A 22,540-nucleotide genomic window follows, 5' to 3' on the forward strand; every position below is an offset into this window, starting at 1 on the left:
TTAACAGAGGGCCGATGAAGCGGCCCCGACCCCATCCCACCAACAGAGGAACGACACGATGACCAAGACCTTGATGACAGGGACGGCGCTGGCCACCCTTCTGAGCCTTTCGACCGGCGCCGCGCTGGCGCAGGACTGCCCGGCGGATCTGCCGCTTGTCGAGGACGGCAAGCTGACCATGTCGATCAACGCGACGATCCCGCCCAAGCAGTATATCGACAAGGACGGCAATATCGCGGGTCTGCACCGCGACATGGGCGACGAGATCGCCAAGCGTCTCTGCCTCGAGCCGGTCTACCGCAACGTCGACTTCGCGGTGCAGATCCCCGGCCTCGATGCCGACCGCTGGGACATGATCAACACCGGGCTCTATTTCACCGACGAACGCGCGGGCTTCATGCAGCTCGTGCCCTATTCGGTGAACGCCCTGGCGCTGATCGCCGCGGCCGGCAACCCCGAGGGTTTCTCCGCGCCCAAGGACCTCGCGGGCCATCCCGTCGGCGTCGAGATTGCGGGCTTCGAGGAGAAGAAGCTCAACGAGATCAACGACGCCCAGGTGGCCGAGGGGCTCGACCCGATGGATATCCGCGCCTTCAACACCTACGGCGAGGTCTTCCTCGCGCTTGGCGGCGGGCAGATCTCGGCGGTCTTCGCGGGCGATGCCATCGGCTCTTACTACCAGGAGCAGGGGCAGTTCTCGAAGGCGGCGACGGGGCTGTATCCCGGCACCCCTGGGGCCTTCGCCTTCGACGAGCCCGACCTGGCCCAGGCCGTGGCCGATGCGCTGAACGCGATGAAGGCCGACGGCACCTATGACGCGATGATGGATGCCTATGGCACCACCAAGATCGACGTCTGGGACCGCTGGCCCGGCGAGTTCACCTATTTCTACTCCGGCAACTGATCCGGCCGAGGCATGACCACACCGGGGGCGGCAGCATCCTGCCGCCCCGAATCCGGAGGGAAACCACATGTCCTGGAGCTGGGACCACTTCATGCAATTCCTGTTCAGCGACTACATGCTGAGCGGGGTCTGGACGACGATCTGGCTGTCGATCGTGGCCATGGTGCTGGGCTGTTCGCTGGGGGTCGTCGTGGCCTTCATGAAGATGTCCAAGAACCTCGTGCTGCGGCAGATCGCCAATACCTACATCTGGATCTGGCGCGGCACGCCGCTCTTGGTGCAGATGGTTATCATCTACACCGTCCTGCCCAAGGTCGGGATCAAGCTCGGCGTGGTGGAAAGCGCGATCATCGCGCTCTCGCTGCACGAGGCCGCCTATTTCGCCGAGATCGTCCGCTCGGGCATCCTGTCGGTCAACAAGGGCCAGGAGGACGCCAGCCTCGCGCTTGGCATGACCTGGGCGCAGCGCATGCGGATCGTGATCATACCGCAGGCGACGCGGGTGATCATTCCGCCGCTCGGCAACCAGTTCAACCTGATGATCAAGACCACCTCGCTGGCCTCGGTGATCTCCATGGAGGAGCTCTTCCGACGCACCCAGCAGCTCGCGCAGCTCGAGTTCAAGGTGCTCGAGGCCTATATGTGCGCCGCCTGCTGGTACCTCCTGATGACCACCGTCTGGGGCCTGGTGCAGAAGCGGCTCGAGGCGCATTACGACCGGCCCTTCGGCCCCGTGGCCGCGGACGACGGCAAGCGCCCCGACCCGGTGCTCACCGGCCAGGCGGCCCAGGTCTGAGATGGAGGACGAGAAGATGACCCATATGAACGCCGAAGTCCTGCCGGTCGCCCCGGCAGGCCCCCGCGACCTCGGCCCGCCCATCGTCGAGATCCGCGACGTCGAGAAGCGTTTCGGATCCAACGTGGTGCTGCGCGACGTCAGCCTGACGGTGCGCACCGGAGAGGTGGTGGTGATCGCCGGCCGCTCGGGCTCGGGCAAATCCACGCTCCTGCGCTGCATCGACCACCTGGAGACCATCGAGGGCGGCTCGATCCTGGCCTGCGGAGAGCTCATGGGCTACCGCCAGGACCAGGGCGGCAAGCGCGTGGCGCTGAGCGACCGCAAGGTCGCGCGCCAGCGCCGCAACATGGGCATGGTGTTCCAGTCCTTCAATCTCTTCCCGCATCTCGACGTGATGAAGAACATCACCGTCGGGCCGGTGAAGATCCTCGGCGAGGCGCCCGCCAAGGCCGAGGAACACGCCCGCGAACTCCTGGCCCGCGTCGGGCTGCCGGACAAGGCCGACGCCTTCCCGAGCCAGCTTTCGGGCGGCCAGCAGCAGCGCGTCGCCATCGCCCGGGCGCTGGCCATGCGGCCGCAGGTCATGCTCTTCGACGAGCCGACCTCGGCGCTCGACCCCGAGATGATCTCGGAGGTGCTCGAGGTGATGATCGACCTGTCGCGCCAGGGCATGACGATGATCGTGGTCACCCACGAGATGGGCTTCGCCCGCGCCGCCGCCGACCGCGTTCTGATGATGGCCGACGGCATGATCGTCGAGGAGGCCCCGCCCGAGGAGTTCTTCACCAACCCCCAGAGCGAGCACACCAAGCTCTTCCTGTCGAAGATCCTGTAAGGGGCGGTGGGGTGATACGAACGGTATTGGGTGACCTGTCCCCGGACGCGATCGGGCCGGTCATGCTGCACGAACATGTCCTTTTCGACATCGTGCCGCCGGGGGCCTCGGGCGATCCCGAGGCGCCGATCCCGCCCGAGGCGCGCTGGCAGGCCGACTACCGCTCGAACGAGCTGGCGGCCAATGCCTGCCAGCGCGACGTGGGCGTGGCCACGCGGGAGCTGGCGCTTTTCGCCGAGGACGGCGGCGGGCTGGTGGTCGACCAATCTGTGCGCGGGCTGGCCCGCGACGCCCAAGGTCTGGCCCGCACGGCGCGCGAGAGCGGCGTGCATCTCGTGGCCGCCGCCGGCACCTATGTCGAGGACCGGGTGCCGCCCGATGTCCGCGCCCTGTCCGCCGAGGCGCTCTGTGACCTCTTCACCGCCGAGGTGACCGAGGGCCTCGACGGCACCGAGATCCGCGCGGGCATCATCGGAGAGATGGGCTGCAGCTGGCCGCTCACCCCCTTCGAGGCCCGGGCGCTCTCGGCCGCCGCGGGCGCGCAGGCCGCGACAGGTGCTGCGATCTCGGTGCATCCCGGGCGCCACGCTACGGCCTGCGGTGAGATCCTCGACATCCTCGCGAGCAACGGCGCCGACCTCGGCCGGGTGGTGCTCTGCCACATGGACCGCACCCATCCCGAGGGCCGGGGCATCGCGCCGCTTCTGGAACGCGGGGCGGTGGTGGAATGGGATTTCTTCGGCATCGAACAGTCGCATTACTGGATGACCGAGACCGTCGAACTGCCCACCGACCTTGGACGCCTGCGCCAGATCGCCGATCTGGCCGCGCAGGGCTTCGGCGCGCAGATCGCGATCTCGCAGGACATCTGCACCAAGACCCGCCTGCGCCGCTGGGGCGGGCATGGCTACGGACACATCCTGCGCAATGTCACCGGGCTGATGCGCCGCCTGGCCTTTCCTCCGGGGCTGATCGCGGCGCTGATCCGCGACACGCCCCTTCGACTTCTGAACCTTAAGGAGATCCCGCAATGACCCGATTTCGCGGCACCTATTCCGTGATGGTCACGGCCTATGACGACGCGGGCACCTTCGATGCGGCCCGCATGGCGCGCTTCACCGACTGGCAGGTCCGCGAGGGCATCCACGGGCTGATCCCGCTGGGCTCCACCGGAGAATTCCTCTCGCTCAGCCCCGCCGAGCGCGAGGCGGTGGCGCGCTGCGTCGTCGACACCGTGGCGGGCCGGGTGCCGGTGCTTCTGGGCGCGGGCGCCGAAAGCACCGAGGCGGTGATCGAGAACTGCCGCATGGCCGAGGCGGTGGGCGCCGACGGGGTGATGATCATCCCGCCCTTCTATTCGACCCCCACCGAAGAGGAGCTCTACCGCCATTACGCCCGGATCAGCGAGGCGACGGTGCTGCCGATCATGCTCTACAACAACCCTGCGACCGCCAATGTCGACCTGACCCCGCCAGTGGTGGCGCGGCTCTCGACGCTGCGCGGGGTGGATTACATCAAGGAAAGCACGATGGATGTGACTCGCGTGCGCGACATCCTCGATCTCTGCGGCGACCGGATGACCGTCTTCGGCGGCATCATGGGCTTCGAGAGCTTCGTGAACGGCGCCGAGGGCTGGGTCGCGGTCGGCTCCAACATCCTGCCGCGGGGCTGCGCGCGGCTCTTCAGCCTGACCGCGGATGCGCAGGACTACGACGCGGCCCGGGCGCTTTACGCGCGCATCCTGCCGGTGATACGGCTGGTGGGCGGGCATCGCTATGTCTCGGCGACCAAGGCGGCGCTCGAGATCATGGGCCTGCCGACCGGCGCGCCGCGCAGCCCGCGCCTGCCGCTGCCCGAGGCCGAGATGCCCGAGCTGCGCCAGGCTTTGGCGGCGGTGGGGCTTCTGGAAGGCGCCGAGGCCTGACCGCCATGAGGTTCACCTGGAACGGCGCGCCGCTCGAGGGACGGCCCGGCGACAGCATCGCCGCGGCGCTGACCGCCGCCGGCGTGCGCTGTCTGGGGACAGGTTGCGCCGGGCAGGACCGCGCGATGTTCTGCGGCATGGGCGTCTGCCAGGACTGCCTGGTCTCCGTCGACGGCGGCGCCGGGCGGCTGGCCTGCATGACCAAGCTCTCCCCGGGCATGGTGGTCCGCGCCATGCACGACCGCGACGGCGCGCCCGACCCTTGGGCCGGCGAGGCGCCGCCGCCCGAGACGCGCCGCGTCGACGTGGTGGTCATCGGCGCGGGGCCGGCGGGCCTGCGCGCGGCGCTGGTGATGGCCGGGGCAGGGGCCTCGGTCTTGGTGCTCGACGAACGCGACGCCCCGGGTGGGCAGTATTTCAAGCCGAGGAGTGCGGGGTTTCGGGGCAAAACCCCCGCCGATGCGCAGCACCGCGCGGGCGATGCGCTCCGCGCCGAGGTCACCCGCGCGGGCGTCGGGATCCTGCAGGGCCAGACCGTCTGGCACGCCCGCGCGGACGGCGGCTTCACCCTGCGCAGCGACGGCGCCCGGTCTTTGACGCTCAGCGCGGCGCAGGTCGTGCTGGCTACGGGCGGCTACGAGCTGCCGCCCGTAGTGCCCGGCTGGACCGGCTCCAATGTCCTCAGCATCGGCGGGGCGCAGACGCTGGTCCGCCGCTACGGCGTCCTGCCGCCCGGCCCGGTGCTGATCGCCGGGCATGGGCCGCTTGGCTGGCAGCTCGCCGACGAGATCCTGCGCCTCGGCGGCGAGGTCGTGGCGCTGGTCGAGCGCGCGCGGCTCGACCGCCCCGGGGCCTTCCTGCGCGCCGCGATGCGCGCGCCCTCGCTCATCGGCGCGGGGCTGCGGCAGCGGCTGGCGCTGGCCCGCGCGCGGGTGCCGGTCCTGACCGGCTGGGAGCTGCGCGGGATCACCGAGGAGGGCGCGCGCCTGGCCCGGGTCGGCGGCGACGCCACGCGCGAGATTGCCGCGGCCACCGTCTGCATCGGCGCGGGCTTCCAGCCGCAGATGGAGCTCGCCCGCCAGCTTGGTGCGCGCCTCACGCCCGAGCCCCGAAGCGGATTGCCGGTGCCCGAGCGCGGCCCCGCGGGCGAGACCTCGGTGCCCGGCTTCTGGATCGCGGGCGACGCGGGCGGCATGGGCGGCGCGCCCGCCGCCGAGGCGCAGGGCGCGCTCTGCGGTGCCGGTGTGGCCCGCGCGCTGGGGCACACAGCACCCGAGGTCTCCGACGCACCGCTCCGCGCCGCGCGCCGCTTCCAGACCGCGCTCTGGCAGCTCTTCGACGCCCCGCCGCCGGTCCCGCCCGCGCCTGACGCCATGGTCTGCCGCTGCGAGGCCGTGAGCGCCGGGCAGCTCTCGAAGGCCATCTCTGCGGGCGCCCGCGACCCCGGCGCGCTGAAACGCGCGACGCGCATGGGCATGGGCCGCTGCCAGGGCCGCTATTGCCTGCCCGTGGCGCTGCGGATGCTCTCGGAGGTGGGCACTTCGCCCGCGCCCGAGCGGCTTTTCGCGCCGCAGATCCCCGGCAAGCCCGTGCCGCTTTCCGCGCTCTCGCGGGAGAAGCCGGAATGGGGCGGGCACCGCGAAAGCGCCCCTGCGGCCCGGCCCGGCGCGCCGGAGCGCGCGCCGCTGCCGCAGGACGCTGTCGACCTTCTGGTGATCGGCGGCGGCGTGACCGGCATCTCCGCGGCGCTTTTTGCCGCCCGCGAGGGCGCGCGTGTCTCGGTGCTCGAGCGCGGCTGGCTCAACGCCGAAGCCTCGGGCGGCAACGCCGGCAGCCTGCATCTCCAGCTGCTGTCCTGGGACTTCGGCCAGAAGGCCGTGGGCGGCGGCGACCTGCAGCTGCGCACCCTGCCGCTGCAACAGGAAAGCATCGCGCTCTGGCAGGAGCTGGAAACCGGCCTCGGCGCGGATTTCGAGATGGCCACCACCGGCGGGCTCATGGTCGCCGAGACCGCCGAGCAGATCCCCTTCCTCGAGGAGAAGGCCCGCTCCGAGGCGCGGGTCGGCGTCGAGACCGAGATCATCGGCCCCGAGCGCCTGCGCCAGATCGCGCCCGCCATCTCGGAGCGCATGGTCGCCGCCGCCTGGTGCCCGGGCGAGGGCAAGATCAACCCGCTGGCGGCCTCGCTCGCGCTGATCGCCGAGGCCCGCGCCCTGGGCGTGGCCTTCGAGGAACAGACCCCGGTGACGGCGCTGGCGCGCGACGGCGCGGGCTACGTCGCCGAGACCCCGCGCGGAACCCTGCGCGCGCGCCGCGTGCTGATCGCCGCGGGCGGCTGGTCGGCGGAGCTTGGCGCCATGCTGGGCGCCCGCGTGCCCGTGCGCGGCGCGCCGCTGCAGATGGTGGTCACCGAACGCACCGGCCCGGTGCTGCCCTGCCTCGTCGCCCATGCGGACCGACATCTGACCATGAAGCAGACCCAGGCGGGCACCGTCTTGATCGGCGGCGCCTGGACCGCCGAGACCGGCCCGGGCGGCCAGTCGCGGGTGCTGCCAGAGAGCCTCGAGGGCAACCTCTGGGTCGCCGCGCGCACGGTGCCGGCGGTCGGCGGCCTCCGGGTGTTGCGCAGCTGGGCGGCGATGAACATCGACATCGACGGCGCACCGCTGATCGGCGCGCTGCCGGGCGCGCCCGGTGTCACCGTCGCGGCCACCGCCAACGGCTACACGCTTGGCCCGCTCATGGGCCGCGAGGCGGCCGCGGCGGCGCTTTCGGGCCAGTTGCGGCAGGACCTCGCCGCCTTCTCCTTCGACCGTTTCACCACCTGAGGAAAGGATTCCCATGACCAAGCTCAAGATCCACGCCGGGCCCTTCGAGTTCGACGCCGTGCTCGAGGAAGAGGACGCCCCGAAGACCTGCGCCGCCTTCAAGAAAACGCTGCCCTACAAGAGTCAGCTCGTTCATGTCCGCTGGAGCGGCGAGGGCGTCTGGATCCCGCTCGGCGACCACGACTTCGGCGTCTACTACGAGAACCACACCTCGCATCCCGCGCCGGGGCATTTCATTCTCTATCCCGGCGGCATCTCCGAGACCGAGATCCTTCTGGCCTACGGCGGCGTGGATTTCTCCTCGAAGATGGGCCAGCTCGCGGGCAACCACTTCATCACCGTGACCAGCGGACAGGAGAACCTGAAGACGCTGGGCAACCTGGTGCTCTGGGAAGGGGCGCAGGACATCCGGTTCGAGCTGGCCTGAGGCCGGTCCTTAGGGGCGCTGCCCGCTCGCGCGGGCCGGCCCCATGCAGTCGCGCTGCCGTCCGGGCCCCTGGCACTCCCGCCCGGGGTCCGGCGGGGGCCCGCCGGGCGAGACGCACCCAGCGTGCCCGGCGGGCATCCCGCGGATCCCGCGCCGAAATTTTCCGCGACAGTCTACGGTCTTGATCCGTCCCGCACCGGGGCGCCTGCGCCCGCGCGCCGGGGTGCGGGCGCGCGCCCGGCGCCGATTGTGGCCGAAGCAAGGCGGGGTGCCGCTCTGCCAGTATGGCGGGAATGTGTCGCCGCGCCGCTGCACGTCCTGCGCGATTCGGCGCCTCCGGGCGGCCCGTCCGCGCGAAAGCCGCGCCAATGGCCCGGAAAGCCGCGCATTGGGCGGCAAGCGCGAACAAATGGCCGGAGAACTGCGGCGGAGATATGGCACGCCCGCGTCCGGGCAAGCCACGCGCCGCCATCGTCCTCGATAAAGAAACAAACGGCAGGCACATCCCGCGAAAACCTGAGTTTATTGGCAGCATGACCCGTTTTGACGCAGCAAAACGGAAACAATTCACTCCGTTTCGACGCAAGATTTGGGCGGGATTGCGGCGGCCCGACGGCTCATCGCCCCGATTTCGAACACTTTTCGGACAAATTTTTCTTCCTGCAGGGCACGGCTTCCCGTATTTCTTAATCAAGCCCACTGGGGGGTGACATCTGCTGGCCACGGGGGCGGCCACCGAAAAACGAACATCCTGATGGATGCGTCAGATTGCGGCACGGCCTGGCCGGACGCCGCGTGAGCCTTTGTGTCCGAATTTCGGATCCGGGGGGCGCGTCTTTCGGGATGGTCACGGAGCCTGAGTGCAGCCGCGCGATGCGGCACCCGCGAAGGCGGGACGGGGGTGCACCCCGAGGAACGGTGAGAGGGTGAGAGAATGGCTGATCTCTGTCTTGAGTGGAGAGAACTGGCGGCGGTCGAGTCGCGGCTGAGCCCGTCGAACGGCGTCGACGGAGCGGTCTCGGTCGACCTGGGCGGGCTCGCGGTGGATGTGAACTTCGACGCGATCAGCGACGAGGCGACCGCCTATTACGTGTCCTTCGAGGGCTATGTGGCCCCGGGCGAGGACTTCGATCCGCGCTCGCATCTGAAGCTCTACGCGGGCGGCAACAACACCAACACGCCCTCGCCGGAGCTGACTTCGAAGACGACCTTCGACTTCCGCGCGACCAATGACCTTTATGCCGACGCGGCGCAGAACGTCAGCTTCCGTCTGAACGACGTCGACACCGACCCCGCGGCCTTCGGCGGCATCGGCGCGGGCGACATCGTGACGATCAACGCCTTCGACGCCATGGGCAACCCGGCGACCATCACCATCGACAGTTCCGGCGCGGCGACCGTCTCGGGCAACAGCGCGATTGGCCAGGTCTCGACCTCCTTCGACAGCCCCGACGGCTCGCTCCGGGTCGACATCGAGGGCCCGATCTCGCGGATGGAGATCGACTACGACAACTCCGGCACCGAACAGCAGGCGATCCTGGTCTCGGACATCAAGATCTCGACCGTGGACAAGAACGCCGATCCCGACGCGCAGGACGACACCGCCTCGGGCGACATCGACACGCCCCTGGTCATCGACGTGCGTGCCAATGACAGCGACCCCGACGGCGACCCGCTGACCGTGACCTCGGTCACCGACGGCAGCAACGGCACCGCGACGATCAACGGCGACGGCGACGTGGTCTACACGCCGAACTCCGGCTTCACCGGCGACGACGAGATCACCTACACCATTTCGGACGGCAACGGCGGCACCGACACCGCCACCGTGCGGATCACCGTGGGTGATCCCGACCTCGAGGGCCGCATCGACACCGATGTCTTCCCCGTGCCGCCGGCCGACCAGCCCTTCGATCCCTTCGACGGCCTGGACGAGGACCCCGATCCGCTCGACGACGCCGAGGACATCCAGGGCACCGGCGGTGCCGACACGATCTTCGGCGGCGACGATGCCGACACCATCCGCGGCGACGGCGGTGACGACCTGATCCGTCCCGGCATCGACGACGATGACGTGCGCGGCGGCGGCGGGGCCGATACCATCATCGACGTGCAGGGCGCCGACACGATCTACGGCGGCAACGGCAACGACAGCATCGTGGCGGGTGTCGACACCTTCTCGGACTACGAGAACGACGACCCGAACCTGCCCCTGAGCGTCGGCGGCACCACCTTCACCAGCGATCCCAACACCGAGGACGGCCGCGACTACGTCGAGGGCAACGCCGGCAACGACACGATCTTCACCGGCGACGACCGCGACACGATCGACGGCGGCGGGGACGACGACTACATCGACGCCGGCATCGACGACGACTCGGTCATGGGCGGCCAGGGCAACGACGAGATCTACGGCGGCCACGGCTCGGACACGCTCGACGGCGGGCAGGGCGACGACACGCTCGACGGCTCGGCCCCGGCCGCGCTCGAGATCCCCGACGACAGCGACCCGCAGACCGAGAACGACCGCGACCTCTTGCAGGGCTTCCTGGGCGATGACCTGCTGATCGGCGGCGATGACGACGACACGCTGGAAGGCGGCTCGGGCAGCGACACGCTGGACGGCGGCATCGACGAGGACCTCCTGGGCGGCGGCGATGACGCCGACACGCTCCTGGGCGGGGCGGGCGACGACACGCTGAACGGCGACGGCGGGCTCGACAGCATCGACGGCGGGGCCGACCGCGACACCATCGTGGTCTCCTCGGTCTCCGATGCCTCGCAGTCCGACGGCGCGGGCGGCTTCCTGGGCGACACCGTGCAGGGCGGCAACGCCGGCGACGACTTCGACACGCTCGATCTCTCGGCCATCGGGGCGCGGGACGTCGACTGGCGGATCGTCAACGAGCGGCCCGACGACGACGGCGGGCGACCCTCGAACGGCATCGACGGCACGGTCGAGTTCCTCTCGGGCGACCGGGTCACCGGCAGCTTCGACTTCTTCAACATCGAGGAAATCGTGCCCTGTTTCACCCCCGGCACCAAGGTCGCCACGCCCAAGGGCGAGCGCCTGGTCGAGGAACTGCGCGAGGGCGACCGGATCATCACCCGCGACAACGGCATCCAGGAGATCCGCTGGGTCGGGCGCAAGGATCTGACCGGCTTCGAGCTGGCGCGCAAGCCGCACATGAAGCCGGTGCTGATCCGGGCGGGCAGCCTCGGGCACAACCTGCCGGAGCATGACATGCTGGTCAGCCCGAACCACCGGATGCTGGTCAACAACGACAAGACCGCGCTCTACTTCGAAGAGAACGAGGTCCTGGCGGCGGCCAAGCACCTGACCGGCCTGGCCGGGGTGGACGAGGTCACCTCGCTCGGGGTGAGCTACATCCACTTCATGTTCGACCGTCACGAGGTGGTCCTGGCCAACGGCGCCTGGACCGAGAGCTTCCAGCCCGGCGATTACAGCCTCAAGGGCATCGGCAATGCGCAGCGCAACGAGATCCTCGAGCTCTTCCCCGAGCTGGCCGAGACCGAGGGACTGCGCAGCTACGCATCGGCGCGTCGCTCGCTCAAGAAGCACGAGGCACAGCTTCTGACCAAGTGACACGCCATTGCAGCGACCCGGCGCGCCGGGGGCCTTCGGGCCCGCGGTGACGGGCAAGGCGGGGCGGGATGTGTGGGGCATCCCGCCCCGATCTGTTTTGCGGGGTGGTTTGGGGGCGCGGGCAGGCTGGCGGAGAGCGGCGAAGGTGCGCCGCATCGGATGATTTTCTGAGAAAGACGGCTGTGGTTGGCAGCGTGGCGCTCGGCCTAGGACGCTCTGCTTTCTTAGCATCGGCGCTCCCGCAGGAAGGCCCTTTATTCACACGACCCTGCCGAAGACCCGCCGCATTTCACTCCGCACCACCCGCGCCGTTTCCGACAAATCGCGCAAAATCCCGAAGATTTTTCGCCGGAAAACCATCTCCTTGCCGCGTGACGCTCAAACAATGCTCACGCTTTGGTCCCATTGTCGCCCCGAAGCCCGGCAATACGGGGGACGGCGAAACCGGGCGCTCAATGCGCCCGTGGCTTGGCCCGGGATCAGGCCGCAGGCCAAGCGGCGCGTAAGCGGTGAAAGGGGTAAAGGTGAGCCAGGTGATCGACAGGATCGGACCAGAGGGGCAGGCGGATGGCAGCGGGCTCTCGCCCGTCGCCGCGGCCTGCACGCCCTGTTTCACCGGCGGCACGCTGATCAAGACCCTGACCGGCGAACGCCCGGTCGAGGAACTGCTGCCCGGCGACCGCGTGCTGACCCGCGACAACGGCTTCCAGACCATCCGCTGGGTCGGCAAGCGGCATTTCCCGCGCCCCGCGCTCGAGGCGATGCGGTCTCTCGCCCCGGTGCGCATCCCCGCGGGCAGCCTTGGACGCGGCTTGCCGGCGCGCGACATGATGGTCTCGCCCGAACACCGGGTGCTGGTCGGCAACGCCTGGACGGAGCTCTTCTTCGCGCAGGAAGAGGTGCTGATCCCCGCCCGCAGCCTGCGCGCCTTCGAGGGCGTCGAAAGCGTGATCCCCGAGGAGGGCGTGCTCTACGTCAACTTCCTCTTCGCCGGCCACGAGCTGGTGCAGAGCGACGGCCTCTGGACCGAGAGCTTCCAGCCCGGAGAGGTGCTCTTCGACGAGGAAGAGGCCCCGGTCCGGGCCGAGATCTTCCAGATCTTCCCCGAGCTCGAGGCGCATCTCGGCGAGATGCGCTTCTCCGCCGCCCGCCCGACGCTCGACGCGCATCAATGCCGGGTGTTGTTTGCGGCGTGAGGTGTGAGATGCGGGCATGGGGCGCCACACGGGCGGCCGCACGCGCTTTCAGGTTTGAGAATGTTTGGTAATAATAGGGCGTTACGCGCCATTCTTTCTGCGATGCGATAACTAAGAAGGCAGAAGCGACGAGGCTCTCGGGGTCTGTATTTCTCCCAGTGAGCGACACCCCAAGCGCCCCGAAAAACGCCACAACGCCAGCCTCGCCACACCGCCCACGCAAAGCCTCAGCCCCGCCGTCATTCCCGACCAGTCGTCCCCGCCGCCTGCGCCTTGCGCCACGCGGCCCAGTCCTCCGGCGTGTCGAGGTCGACCAGGGCGCGGCGGCCCGGCAGGGTCACGCTCTCCAGCCGGTCGCGGTTGGCCCTCAGCACCTCGCGGGCGCCTGCGTCCCCCGAAAGCGCCAGGAGCGCCGGACGGCAGTCGGCGGGAAAGATCACCGGGTGGCCGGGCCTCCCCTCACCATCCGTCGCGCGCACCAGCCGCCGCCCGCCACCGGCCCGAAAGGCCGCGGCCAGCCGGGCGAGGTCCTCCTCGGTGATCTCGGGCATGTCGGCGGGCAACACCAGGTAGGCGCTGCCTTCGGGCGCGGCCGCCACCCCCGCGACCAGCGAGGCGGACATGCCGTCCTCGGGCCGCTTGACGGTTGCGACTGTCAGGTTCAGACCCGAAAGGGCCTCCGCGCGGGCACCATCGGGCGCGGGCAGGGCGACCACCACATGATCCAGAACCCGCCCCGCCATGCGCGCCAGACGGCGCAACAGGGGCTCGCCCGAGACCTGCTCGAGCAGCTTGTCACCGCCCCGCATGCGCTGCCCGAAGCCCGCGGCGGGCAGCACCGCGGTGATCGTCAGTGGCTCTTGCACGGAAGCGGGGCTCTCTGCCATGGAAGTCTTGCCCATTTGTATAATATGGAAAATTGACAGAATTAATTGTATCTTTTAACTGACAAGTAACCATTCGTGCCGGTTGACGGCTCGACAGAAGGATTTTCACCTAGGCTCCCAAAGCAGGCAATCCGGCGCGTGGCAAGTCATGCCGCGGGTCAGATACGGACTGCCGCGCCCTCGGGGCACAGGAAAGGCATAGTTGATGCGTGCACCCACGCCCGGAAATCAGAAAGAGCGTCTGGAAGAGCTCCGGGACTTCGAGGTACTCGACACCGGACCGGAGGAGAGCTTCGACGAGATCACCACGCTGATCAAGGATCTCTGCGACGCGCCCATCGCGCTGGTCTCCTTCGTGGATCAGGACCGCCAGTGGTTCAAGGCCCGCTGCGGCTACGATTACCCCGAAACCCCGATCGACCAGGCGATCTGCGCCCATACGATCCTCGAGGACGGCATCCTCGAGATCCCCGACACCCATGCCGACGCCCGCACCGCCGACAACCCGCTTTGCATCGAGGGCGAGGAGCCGATCCGCTTCTACGCCGGTGCGCCGCTGGTCTCGGACCGGGGGCATTCTCTGGGTGCGCTCTGCGTGCTGGATACCCGCCCGCGCGAGCTGACGGCGCGGCAGCGGCGCAGCCTCTCGGCGCTGGCCGAACAGGTCATGCGGCTTCTGGAACTGCGCCGCGCGATCCGCAACGAAGAGGTGCTGCGCAGCGAGATGGACCACCGGGTGAAGAACTCGCTGCAGACCGTGGCCAGCTTCATCCGCATCTACACCAGCCGCGCCAAGAGCCCCGAGACCAAGGAGGCGCTGGCCGCCATCTCGCGGCGGGTGAACGCCATCTCCCAGCTGCACGCCGAGCTCTACAACACCAACCAGACCAACCGCGTGCGGCTTGATACCTACATCGACCGGGTGGTGGAGCTGCTGCGCCCGCAGATGCCCGCCAACGTCGGGATAGAGACCCGGCTGGCCCGGCTCGAGACCGAGAGCCGCACCGCCTCGCAGATCGCCATGATCGTCAGCGAGTTCGCGGCCAATGCCGCCAAGCATGCCTTCCCCGACGGCCGCAAGGGCGCGGTGCGGGTGGTGATCGAGGACCGCGAGGACGGCGGCTTCCGGCTTCTCTGCGAGGACAACGGCATCGGCGGCGCGGCGACCACGCTGCCCACCGAGGAGACCGAGATCGCCTCGATCGGCATGCGGCTCATGGAAAGCGCCGCCGAACAGATCGGCGCCGAGGTCGAGATGGGCGCGGGCGAGGGCGGCTACCGGCTGGAGCTGGTCACGTCGCCTCAGCCGGACGCGGCGCCATATCGAGCGCGCGCACTTTCAGCCGAGTGATCCGGTTGTTCTCGCGGGCGACCACCTCGAAGCGGAACCCGTGGAACACGAAAGCCTGGCCGACGGTCGGGATCATCTGCGCCTCGTGGATCACCAGCCCGGCGACGGTATTGGCTTCCTCGTCGGGAAGCTGGTGGTCGGTCGCGCGGTTGAAGTCGCGGATCGTCATCAGGCCGTCGATCCAGTAATAGCCGTCTTCCGCCATGGTGATCGCATGGTCGGCATCGGGGTCGAACTCGTCGGTGATCTCGCCGACGATCTCTTCGAGGATGTCCTCGAGGGTGATCAGCCCCTGCAGCGCGCCGTATTCGTCGACCACCAGCGCGAAATGCGTGCGGCGGCGCAGGAACTGGCGCATCTGGTCGTCGAGCGAGGTGGTGTCGGGGATGAAATAGGGCTTCATCGCCACTTCCGCGATGTTGAAGTCCTGCAGCGCCTGCATCGAGGCCTCGCGGCCCTCCATCAGCTTGTACATGGCGCGCAACAGGTCCTTGGCGTGCACCACGCCGATGATGTTCTCGGGGTCGTCCCGGAAGATCGGCAGCCGCGTGTGCGGGCTTTCGAGGCACTGCTGCAGGATGTCCGAAGGGTCCGAGGCGGCGTCGATCATCTCGATCGAGGAGCGGTGCAGCATGATCTCCTCGACGGTGCGCTCGCCCAGGTCGAGCGCGCCGAGGATGCGGTCGCGGTCCTCCTTCTCGACCACGCCCTCGGAATGGCCGAGGTTGATCGCGCCGGCGATTTCCTCCCGCACCGCGAGGACATGGCTGTCGGGGTCGGTCTTCACGCCGACCAGCGCCAGGATGCCGCGCACCAGCGCGCGCACCGCGCCCACCACGGGGGCGAAGACCAGGATCACCACCTGGATCACCGGCGAGACGCGGCTGGCGGCGCTTTCGGGATTGGTGATCGCATAGGTCTTGGGCAGCACCTCGGCGAAGATCAGCACCAGCAGCGTCATGATCAGCGTGGCCAGCGCCACGCCCGATTCACCGAAGAGATTGGTGAAAAGCGCGGTCGCGAGCGAGGTCGCCAGGATGTTCACCAGGTTGTTGCCGAGCAGCACCGAGCCGATCAGCCGCTCGTTGTCCTCGGTGATCTTCAGCGCCCGTTCGGCCCCCTTGTTGCCCTTGTCCACGGCGGCGCGCAGCTTGCCGCGCGAGGCGGCCGTCAGCGCGGTCTCGGAGCCCGAGAAGAAGCCCGACAAGACGAGCAGGGCCAGGATGGCGAAGGCGGTGATCCAGAAAGCGGCGTCCAAGGTCGCGTCCTCTTAGGTAACTGATGCTTGGGTTATGTGGTCCCGCGCGCCCCGGAACAAGAGGTGCGGCTCAATCACCTGCCAGGGGGTGGTGATCCAGCACGAGCGCGCGCAGCCGTTCCTCGAGAACATGGGTGTAGATCTCGGTGGTGGCCACATCGGCATGGCCGAGGAAGGTCTGGATCGCCCGGAGGTCGGCGCCGTTCTCCAGAAGATGTGTGGCGAAGGCGTGGCGCAGCCGGTGCGGTGTGACCCGGGCGGGCGAGATGCCGGCGGCCACCGCGATCTCCTTGATCAGCGCGTAGAAGCCGTGGCGCGTCAGATGCCCGGATTTCCCGCGCGAGGCGAAGAGATGCGGCGAGGGCTTTTCGCCGCCCAAGCGCCGGGCCTCCTCGGTGGCCTCGCGGTGGTCGAGCCAGTCGGCCAGCGCCTCGCGGGCGGGCGGCGAAAGCGGCACCATGCGCTCCTTGCCGCCCTTGCCGCGGATCAGCAGCATGCGCGGATCGCCCCGCGCCGCCGAGAGCGGCAGCGAGACCAGCTCCGAGACCCGCATGCCGGTGGCGTAGAGCAGCTCCATCAGGCAGGTGTTGCGCAGCCGGTCGGCCTCGGTCCGGCCGAGCCGGGTGGCGGCGTCCAAGAGGCGGTCGACCTCGGCGAGGTCCAGCGTCTCGGGCAGGCGCTTGTCGCGGCCGGGCCCGGCGATCTGCAGCGTCGGGTTGTCGCCGCGCAGGCCCTCCTCGAAGGCGAAGCGGTAGATCTGCTTCAAGGCCGAAAGCCGCCGCGCGCGGGTGGCGCGGGAAAAGCCCTGGGCGTCGCAATGGACCAGATAGGCCTCGATGTCGCTGCGCCCGGCGCGGGTGAAATCGAGCCCCCGGCCCGCGAGCCACTCCGAGGCGTCCTTGAGGTCTCGGCCATAGGCCAGAAGCGTGTTCTCCGCGCCGCCCCGTTCGGCGGCCTGGGCCTCGAGAAAGGCCGAGATCATCCGCCCGTCGCTCATCGCCCGCCGTGTTCTTCGGACAAGAGCGCCAGTTGCAGCGCGGCGCGGCGGGCGGTGTCCTCGAGCCCCACGGCCCGGAAGGTCGCGATGGCGTCGATCAGCTGGGCGTCATTGCCCTGGGCGCCGGTGTCGAACAGCTCGATGGCGCGCAGGATCGCCTCGCCCAGCCGCCCGGCGTCGAGCAACGCCTGCAGCCCGGCGGGCGGCGCGGCCTGGCCGAAGCCCGCGGCGATGGCGGCGGCATGGGGCAGGTCGGGCACCCCCTCGGGCGCCGCGCCCCGCGCCACGGCGGCGAGAAAGCGCATCTCGGGGCGCTCGGTGTCCACCTCGGCGGCGGCGCGCTCGTAGCTCTCGGAAAGAAGCCCCGCCTGCAGCGCGAGCTGCCGCGCCGCGCCGGTCAGCGGCAGCGACATGAGCCGGTCGCCGTAAAGCGCGGCAAAGGGAATCAGCAGATCGGCCTCGGCCATCTCGGGCCAGATCCGCGAGAGCGCATTGGCGACCGAGGTCGGATTGCGCGCGGTCATGGCGATGTCGAAGCGTTGCAGCGCCTCGACCCGGTCCCAGACCCCGCCCGAGGCCGCGGGCCGGCGCAGGGTGTAGATGCCCAGGAGCCGGTTCTCCGACAGCGCCCCGGCGCGGGCCAGCCGTTCGGCGGCCATGATCTGTGCCTTCCAGCCCTGGTCGCCGGAGAGATCCGTCGCCGCGAAGGCGCGGGGCAGGGGGCCGGTCGGCAGGGGCTCTCCGATCGCCTCGAAGAGCTGGAACTGCAGCGCGCTCGGGGTCGAGGGCGGCGGCAGCGAGGGCAGCCCGCCCGCCAGCTCGGGATCGAGGAAGCGCTCCAGAAGGTCGCGGTCGCGCGGACCCAGGGTGTCGAGCGCGCCGGCGGTCTGGAAGGTCAGATAGGCGCGCGGCCAGTCGCCCTGCCGCGCCGCGCAGAAGATGTCCGAGACCAGGTCGTCGGTCAGCTTGGGGTCGGCGTTGAGCGCCTCGCAGGGCTCGGTCAGCCGCCCTTCGAGCAGCGAGGCCTCGAACCAGAGCGGAAACAGATCGGGATGCTCGGGACCCGCGCGTTCAAGCAGCGCCAGCGCCGGATCGACCGAGCCATTGGCGATCAGCCGCTCCGCCCGCGCGGCCACGAAGGCCGCGCCGTCGCCCGCGCCCGAGGGCGGCCGCGCCTCGGCCAGCAGGAGCGTGTTGATCAGCGCGGCGATGGCGGGCACCGGCGCCTCGGCCTCGGCGATGCGGCGGGTCAGCCGCTCGGCCTCGCTTGCCTCCCAGAGCGAGGGCGGCAGCCCGGTCGTGGCACTGGGCAGAAGCCCGACCGCGCCCAGCGTCGGCTCGCCCAGCGTCGCCTCGGAGACATCCGGGGTGGAGACCGCATCGGCCACCGGCGGCTCGTCGCGGGGCAGGGGCTCCCCCTCGGGGCCCGCGCGCGGCTCGCGCGGGGCGGCCACCGGCGGGGCGTCCTCGCTCAGCCAGTCGATCGCCGACAGGGGCCCCTGGGCCGCGGCGGGCGCCGCGGCCAGCAGGAGCGCCGTCAGATGCGCTTCAATCCGCATCCAGATCGACCGGCTGGCGAATCTCCGCCTGCGGCGGCGAGAAGTCGGCGCCGAAGAACTCACCCAGGTAGGCATAGGCGACAAGCGCGATGCCGCCCAGAATAACCAGGTAAAACAGCCATTTTAGAAGTCGCCCCATGGATCCGTCCGCCTTCTGCCTCGGCAATTTTTTGCAGTTATAACTGGCCTTTTGAGCGAGTTCACGTCATTCACGCCGAAAACTTGTGAAGTGAGCAGGTGATGGCCGAGACAGCGCGAAAATACCGGCGCGCCCTTAGGAAACCGGTGGTTCTCGTGGGCATGATGGGCGCGGGCAAGACCGCGGTCGGCCGCGCGCTGTCGCAGATGCTGGATGTGCCGTTCCTCGATTCCGACGCCGAGATCGAGGCCGCCGCGCAGATGAGCATCGCCGAGATTTTCGAACGCGACGGAGAGCCCTTCTTCCGGCGCCGTGAAAGCGAGGTGCTGGCCCGTCTCCTGGACGGCGCGCCGGCGCTGCTGTCGACCGGCGGCGGGGCCTTCCTGCAGGACCGCAACCGGCGGATGATCAGCGACAAGGGCGTCTCGGTCTGGCTCAAGGCCGACCTGGACCTGCTGTGGTCGCGCGTCCGCCACAAGGACACCCGGCCGCTTCTGCGGACGCCCGATCCCTACCGGACGCTGGGCGATCTGTTCGAGGCGCGGGTGCCGATCTATTCCGAGGCCGATCTGACCGTGGCGACCGAGCCCGGCTTTTCGATCGACGACACGGCGCGGGCGGTGCTGGACGCGCTGACGACCCGGCCCGACGTGATGGGAGCGAAGTGATGAGTGAAACCGTGCATGTGGCGCTTGGGGCCCGGTCCTACGAGGTGCGGATCGGCCCCGGCCTGATCGAGGCCGCCGGCCGCGAGATCGCGCCGGTCCTGGCGCGCCCCCGGGTGGCCATCGTGACCGACGACAACGTCGGGCCCTTGCACCTGGCGCGGCTGCAGGCGGCCATGTCTGAGGCGGGTATCGCCTCGGAGGCGCTGAGCCTGCCCGCGGGCGAGGCCACGAAAAGCTGGGCGCATCTGCAGGAGGTGGTCGAATGGCTGCTCGCCCAGCGGATCGAGCGGCGCGACGTGGTGATCGCGCTCGGCGGCGGGGTGATCGGCGACCTCGTCGGCTTTGCCGCGGCGATCCTGCGGCGCGGCGTGCGTTTCGTGCAGATCCCGACCTCGCTCCTGGCCCAGGTCGACAGTTCGGTCGGCGGCAAGACCGGGATCAACTCGCCGCACGGCAAGAACCTGGTCGGCGCCTTCCACCAGCCCGCGCGGGTCTTGGCCGACATCTCGGTCCTCGACAGCCTGCCCGGGCGCGACTTCCTCGCGGGCTACGGCGAGGTGGTGAAATACGGCCTTCTGGGTGACGCGGAATTCTTCGACTGGCTCGAAGCGCAGGGCCCGGCCTTGGCCGCGGGCGATGCCGCGGGGCGGCTTTATGCCGTCCGCCGCTCGGTCGAGATGAAGGCCGAGATCGTCGCCCGCGACGAGACCGAACAGGGCGACCGGGCGCTTCTGAACCTCGGCCACACTTTCTGCCACGCGCTCGAGGCGGCCACGGGCTATTCCGACCGGCTCCTGCACGGCGAGGGCGTGGCGCTTGGCTGCGCGCTGGCCTTCGAGCTCTCCGCCCGGCTGGGCCTCTGCCCGCAGGAGGAGCCAAGCCGCGTGCGCGCGCATCTGAGCGCCATGGGCATGAAGACCGACCTTTCCGACATTCCCGGGCCCCTGCCGGATGCGGCGGGGCTTCTGGACCTCATGGGCCAGGACAAGAAGGTCGTGGACGGTGCGCTGCGCTTCATCCTGGCGCGCGGCATCGGGCGGGCCTTCGTGACCTCGGATGTCCCGCGCGAGATGGTGCTGGGGCTGCTCGAGGAGGCGCTCAGCCGCCGCGCTGCCTGAAGAGCCGCGCCGCGCTCTCGCGGGTGACATATCCCAGAAGCCGCCCCGAGGGTCCGGTCACGCCCACCGCCGGGTATTGATCGAGGAGCGTGATCAGCTGCACCGCCGGGCGGCTCATCGGCAGGCTCGGGGCCTCGGGCGACATGACCTCGGAGACCCGCGCCGCTGCGGGGGCGCGCAGGAGCGCGTCGGGCGTGGCGAAGCCGCCGAGCCGCCCGTCGGGCCCGATCACCGGAAAGATGTCCTGCGGGCTCGACCGGGCCAGCTCGGCGGCGGGGCCGGCGGGTGCCTCGGGCGAGAGATGGGTGAACTCGCCGATCATCGCGTCGCCGACGCTCAGGTGATCGAAGCGGGACCGGGCGCGCATCTCGGTCAGCTCGGCATTGCCCGCGAAGAAGACAAACAGCGCCACGAGCCCCAGCAGGAAGCTGCCGGTCCAGAGCGCATAGGCGGCAAAGAGGATTGCCAGCCCCTGGCCCAGCCGCACCGCGTAACGCGTGGCGCGCAGGCGCGGCAGGAAGATCGCCAGCACCCCGCGCAGCACCCGCCCGCCGTCCATCGGGAAGGCCGGGATCATGTTGAAGACGACCAGCAGGATGTTGACGCTCAGGAGCCCGCCCATGAGCCCCGCCAGCGTGCCGCCGAGGCCCGTGGCCTGGGTCATCGGCCCGAAGCCCGCGAGCCAGAGCACCAGCGCGATGCCGACGTTGACCGCGGGGCCCGCCAGCGCCACGGCGATCTCCTGGCCGGGGCGTTCGGGCATGCGTTCGAGCCGCGCCAGCCCGCCGATCGGCAGAAGCGTGATGTCCGGGGTGCGGATGCCGTAGCGCCGCGCCATGAGCGCATGGCCGAACTCATGCGCCAGGACGCAGGCGAAGAGCAGCAGGATGAAGGTGATGTTCAGCGCCGCCGCCGCCGGACCGCCGCTGCCCCAGGCCGAGACGCCGATCCAGAGAAGCAGCAGGAAGAATGTCGCGTGGACGCGCAGCTCCGAGCCGAGGAGCCGCCCGATGCGGAAGGACCATGCCATGCGTCTGCCCGTGGTGGTTGTTGCCTTTGTCCTGACATGGGGCCCGGGAGGGCGGAGGCCAAGGGCGCCGGGGTGCGGCGGGCTGTCGGAGGGGCGCGGCGATGGAATTGGGCGAAGCGAGGCGTGGGCGCGCGCGAGGCCCCGCCGCGTGAGGCACGCTGATCTGCCCGGAGCAATTTAACCGCGTTCGGCGAGGCCCGGCTGCGGACGCGCCGAACCCGCATTTTCTCAGAAAAAAGACCCGCCTTGCCCGCGCGCGCCCGCCCCCAAAGAAAAACGCCGCGCCCCAAAGCCCGGGACGCGGCGCATGTTCTTTGCCAGAAGGCGGAAAGGCTTAGAACGGGATCTCGTCGTCAAGATCGCGCGAGGGCGCGCGCGAGCCACCGCCGCCGCCGCCCTGGTCGCCGCCGAAGCCGCCACCACCGCCGCCGCCGTAGCCGCCGCCGCCATAGCCGCCCTGGTCGTCCTGGTAGCCGCCGCCACCGCCGCCGAAGCCGCCGCCGTCACCGCCGCCTCCGCGGCTGTCGAGCAGCGTCAGCTCGCTGCGGTAGGGGCGCAGCACGACCTCGGTCGAATAGCGGTCCTGGCCCGACTGGTCCTGCCACTTGCGGGTCTCGAGCTGGCCTTCGATGTAGACCTTGGAGCCCTTTCGCAGGTATTGCTCGGCGATGCGCGCCAGCGGCTCGGCGAAGATCGCCACCGAATGCCATTCGGTCTTCTCGCGGCGCTCGCCGGTGTTGCGGTCCTTCCATTGTTCCGAGGTGGCGATGCGCAGGTTGCACACCTTGCCGCCGTTCTGGAACGTGCGCGTCTCGGGGTCCCGGCCCAGATTGCCCACGATGATCACCTTGTTCACGGATCCGGCCATGACATCCCTTTCTAGCTTTCCCGATTCCGGACCCCGTGGGCCCGCGTCGACGAGAGGTTACACATTTGCCGGATCGACCAAAACCGGGGAATTCACAAGGTGGCCTTAACCCTGACCTCGGGACTCGCAAAATCACGCGAAGCGG

The 22,540-nt window shown here is 69.6% G+C and carries 20 protein-coding genes; 13 read left to right on the top strand and 7 right to left on the bottom strand.

Annotated elements, in window-relative coordinates; all coding sequences use genetic code 11:
* Positions 1-58: 58 nt before the first annotated feature.
* The 10 genes from ACX938_RS12325 (at position 59) to ACX938_RS12370 (ending at position 12,520) form a co-directional block, all read left to right on the top strand.
* Positions 59-904 (top strand): ABC transporter substrate-binding protein, encoded by an 846-nt coding sequence (locus tag ACX938_RS12325; protein ID WP_232753138.1) that lies wholly within the window; start codon positions 59-61, stop codon positions 902-904.
* Positions 905-971: 67 nt separating this feature from the next.
* Positions 972-1,700: an amino acid ABC transporter permease gene (locus ACX938_RS12330; RefSeq protein ID WP_459431279.1), complete on the top strand. Its 729-nt coding sequence runs from the start codon at positions 972-974 to the stop codon at positions 1,698-1,700.
* Positions 1,701-1,716: 16 nt separating this feature from the next.
* A complete protein-coding gene (locus tag ACX938_RS12335) occupies positions 1,717-2,538 on the top strand; it encodes an amino acid ABC transporter ATP-binding protein (RefSeq protein ID WP_459431280.1) in 822 nt (273 codons plus the stop codon).
* Positions 2,539-2,564: 26 nt separating this feature from the next.
* Complete coding sequence (locus tag ACX938_RS12340; protein ID WP_459431281.1) at positions 2,565-3,572, top strand: phosphotriesterase family protein; 1,008 nt, start codon at positions 2,565-2,567, stop codon at positions 3,570-3,572.
* Entirely contained in the window at positions 3,569-4,462 is an 894-nt protein-coding gene (locus ACX938_RS12345; RefSeq protein WP_459431282.1) for a dihydrodipicolinate synthase family protein, read from the top strand. The genes ACX938_RS12340 and ACX938_RS12345 overlap by 4 nt, the downstream gene beginning before the upstream one ends.
* Before the next feature lie 5 nt (positions 4,463-4,467).
* Positions 4,468-7,290: an FAD-dependent oxidoreductase gene (locus ACX938_RS12350; RefSeq protein ID WP_459431283.1), complete on the top strand. Its 2,823-nt coding sequence runs from the start codon at positions 4,468-4,470 to the stop codon at positions 7,288-7,290.
* Between the two features lie 13 nt (positions 7,291-7,303).
* Positions 7,304-7,717 carry a DUF3830 family protein gene (locus tag ACX938_RS12355; protein WP_459431284.1) on the top strand — a complete coding sequence of 138 codons (414 nt, stop codon included), beginning with the start codon at positions 7,304-7,306 and terminating at the stop codon, positions 7,715-7,717.
* 368 nt (positions 7,718-8,085) lie between these two features.
* The gene (locus ACX938_RS12360) at positions 8,086-8,427 is read left to right on the top strand and encodes a hypothetical protein (protein WP_459431285.1); all 342 of its coding nucleotides are present in this window, start codon (positions 8,086-8,088) and stop codon (positions 8,425-8,427) included.
* A gap of 224 nt (positions 8,428-8,651) precedes the next feature.
* Positions 8,652-11,324, top strand: coding sequence for a Hint domain-containing protein (locus ACX938_RS12365; protein ID WP_459431286.1), 2,673 nt, complete (start codon positions 8,652-8,654; stop codon positions 11,322-11,324).
* Between the two features lie 533 nt (positions 11,325-11,857).
* Positions 11,858-12,520, top strand: a complete 663-nt coding sequence (locus tag ACX938_RS12370) for a Hint domain-containing protein (RefSeq protein WP_459431287.1) — start codon at positions 11,858-11,860, stop codon at positions 12,518-12,520.
* Between the two features lie 239 nt (positions 12,521-12,759).
* On the opposite strand, the gene ACX938_RS12375 is transcribed toward ACX938_RS12370, so the two are convergent.
* The gene (locus ACX938_RS12375) at positions 12,760-13,386 is read right to left on the bottom strand and encodes a nucleotidyltransferase family protein (protein WP_459431288.1); all 627 of its coding nucleotides are present in this window, start codon (positions 13,384-13,386) and stop codon (positions 12,760-12,762) included.
* Positions 13,387-13,612: 226 nt separating this feature from the next.
* Here ACX938_RS12375 and ACX938_RS12380 point away from each other — a divergent pair, with 226 nt between their 5' ends.
* A complete protein-coding gene (locus ACX938_RS12380; RefSeq protein ID WP_459431289.1) occupies positions 13,613-14,758 on the top strand; it encodes a sensor histidine kinase in 1,146 nt (381 codons plus the stop codon).
* On the opposite strand, the gene ACX938_RS12385 is transcribed toward ACX938_RS12380, so the two are convergent.
* From ACX938_RS12385 to ACX938_RS12400, 4 genes are all read right to left on the bottom strand, one after another.
* Positions 14,700-16,016: an HlyC/CorC family transporter gene (locus tag ACX938_RS12385; protein WP_232753128.1), complete on the bottom strand. Its 1,317-nt coding sequence runs from the start codon at positions 16,014-16,016 to the stop codon at positions 14,700-14,702. The genes ACX938_RS12380 and ACX938_RS12385 overlap by 59 nt on opposite strands.
* A 70-nt stretch (positions 16,017-16,086) precedes the next feature.
* Positions 16,087-17,013, bottom strand: coding sequence for a site-specific tyrosine recombinase XerD (locus ACX938_RS12390; RefSeq protein WP_459431290.1), 927 nt, complete (start codon positions 17,011-17,013; stop codon positions 16,087-16,089).
* Positions 17,010-18,572, bottom strand: coding sequence for a hypothetical protein (locus ACX938_RS12395; protein WP_459431291.1), 1,563 nt, complete (start codon positions 18,570-18,572; stop codon positions 17,010-17,012). Before ACX938_RS12395 ends, ACX938_RS12390 begins: the two co-directional genes overlap by 4 nt.
* Positions 18,562-18,711 (bottom strand): hypothetical protein, encoded by a 150-nt coding sequence (locus tag ACX938_RS12400; RefSeq protein WP_232753125.1) that lies wholly within the window; start codon positions 18,709-18,711, stop codon positions 18,562-18,564. Before ACX938_RS12400 ends, ACX938_RS12395 begins: the two co-directional genes overlap by 11 nt.
* 101 nt (positions 18,712-18,812) lie before the next feature.
* Between ACX938_RS12400 and ACX938_RS12405 the strand changes: the two genes are divergently transcribed.
* Positions 18,813-19,379, top strand: coding sequence for a shikimate kinase (locus ACX938_RS12405; protein WP_459431292.1), 567 nt, complete (start codon positions 18,813-18,815; stop codon positions 19,377-19,379).
* The gene (aroB, locus tag ACX938_RS12410; RefSeq protein WP_459431293.1) at positions 19,379-20,497 is read left to right on the top strand and encodes a 3-dehydroquinate synthase; all 1,119 of its coding nucleotides are present in this window, start codon (positions 19,379-19,381) and stop codon (positions 20,495-20,497) included. Before ACX938_RS12405 ends, aroB begins: the two co-directional genes overlap by 1 nt.
* Here aroB and ACX938_RS12415 read toward each other — a convergent pair.
* Together ACX938_RS12415 and ssb are read right to left on the bottom strand one after the other, a co-directional pair.
* Positions 20,478-21,527, bottom strand: coding sequence for a site-2 protease family protein (locus ACX938_RS12415; RefSeq protein WP_459431294.1), 1,050 nt, complete (start codon positions 21,525-21,527; stop codon positions 20,478-20,480). The two genes, aroB and ACX938_RS12415, sit on opposite strands and share 20 nt — an antisense overlap.
* 334 nt (positions 21,528-21,861) lie before the next feature.
* Positions 21,862-22,395, bottom strand: coding sequence for a single-stranded DNA-binding protein (ssb, locus tag ACX938_RS12420; RefSeq protein WP_459431295.1), 534 nt, complete (start codon positions 22,393-22,395; stop codon positions 21,862-21,864).
* Between the last annotated feature and the right edge of the window lie 145 nt (positions 22,396-22,540).

The sequence above is a fragment of the Roseivivax sp. genome, from assembly GCF_054552075.1.

Bases quoted from the DNA above. Each gene is read 5' to 3' on its own strand.
- ACX938_RS12395 (WP_459431291.1), bottom strand. From the start codon at position 18,572: ATGCGGATTGAAGCGCATCTGACGGCGCTCCTGCTGGCCGCGGCGCCC.
- ACX938_RS12350 (WP_459431283.1), top strand. From the start codon at position 4,468: ATGAGGTTCACCTGGAACGGCGCGCCGCTCGAGGGACGGCCCGGCGAC.
- ACX938_RS12390 (WP_459431290.1), bottom strand. From the start codon at position 17,013: ATGAGCGACGGGCGGATGATCTCGGCCTTTCTCGAGGCCCAGGCCGCC.
- aroB (WP_459431293.1), top strand. From the start codon at position 19,379: ATGAGTGAAACCGTGCATGTGGCGCTTGGGGCCCGGTCCTACGAGGTG.
- ACX938_RS12345 (WP_459431282.1), top strand. From the start codon at position 3,569: ATGACCCGATTTCGCGGCACCTATTCCGTGATGGTCACGGCCTATGAC.
- ACX938_RS12335 (WP_459431280.1), top strand. From the start codon at position 1,717: ATGACCCATATGAACGCCGAAGTCCTGCCGGTCGCCCCGGCAGGCCCC.
- ACX938_RS12355 (WP_459431284.1), top strand. From the start codon at position 7,304: ATGACCAAGCTCAAGATCCACGCCGGGCCCTTCGAGTTCGACGCCGTG.
- ACX938_RS12365 (WP_459431286.1), top strand. From the start codon at position 8,652: ATGGCTGATCTCTGTCTTGAGTGGAGAGAACTGGCGGCGGTCGAGTCG.
- ACX938_RS12380 (WP_459431289.1), top strand. From the start codon at position 13,613: ATGCGTGCACCCACGCCCGGAAATCAGAAAGAGCGTCTGGAAGAGCTC.
- ACX938_RS12400 (WP_232753125.1), bottom strand. From the start codon at position 18,711: ATGGGGCGACTTCTAAAATGGCTGTTTTACCTGGTTATTCTGGGCGGC.
- ACX938_RS12360 (WP_459431285.1), top strand. From the start codon at position 8,086: ATGGCCCGGAAAGCCGCGCATTGGGCGGCAAGCGCGAACAAATGGCCG.
- ACX938_RS12405 (WP_459431292.1), top strand. From the start codon at position 18,813: ATGGCCGAGACAGCGCGAAAATACCGGCGCGCCCTTAGGAAACCGGTG.
- ACX938_RS12415 (WP_459431294.1), bottom strand. From the start codon at position 21,527: ATGGCATGGTCCTTCCGCATCGGGCGGCTCCTCGGCTCGGAGCTGCGC.
- ACX938_RS12330 (WP_459431279.1), top strand. From the start codon at position 972: ATGTCCTGGAGCTGGGACCACTTCATGCAATTCCTGTTCAGCGACTAC.
- ssb (WP_459431295.1), bottom strand. From the start codon at position 22,395: ATGGCCGGATCCGTGAACAAGGTGATCATCGTGGGCAATCTGGGCCGG.
- ACX938_RS12325 (WP_232753138.1), top strand. From the start codon at position 59: ATGACCAAGACCTTGATGACAGGGACGGCGCTGGCCACCCTTCTGAGC.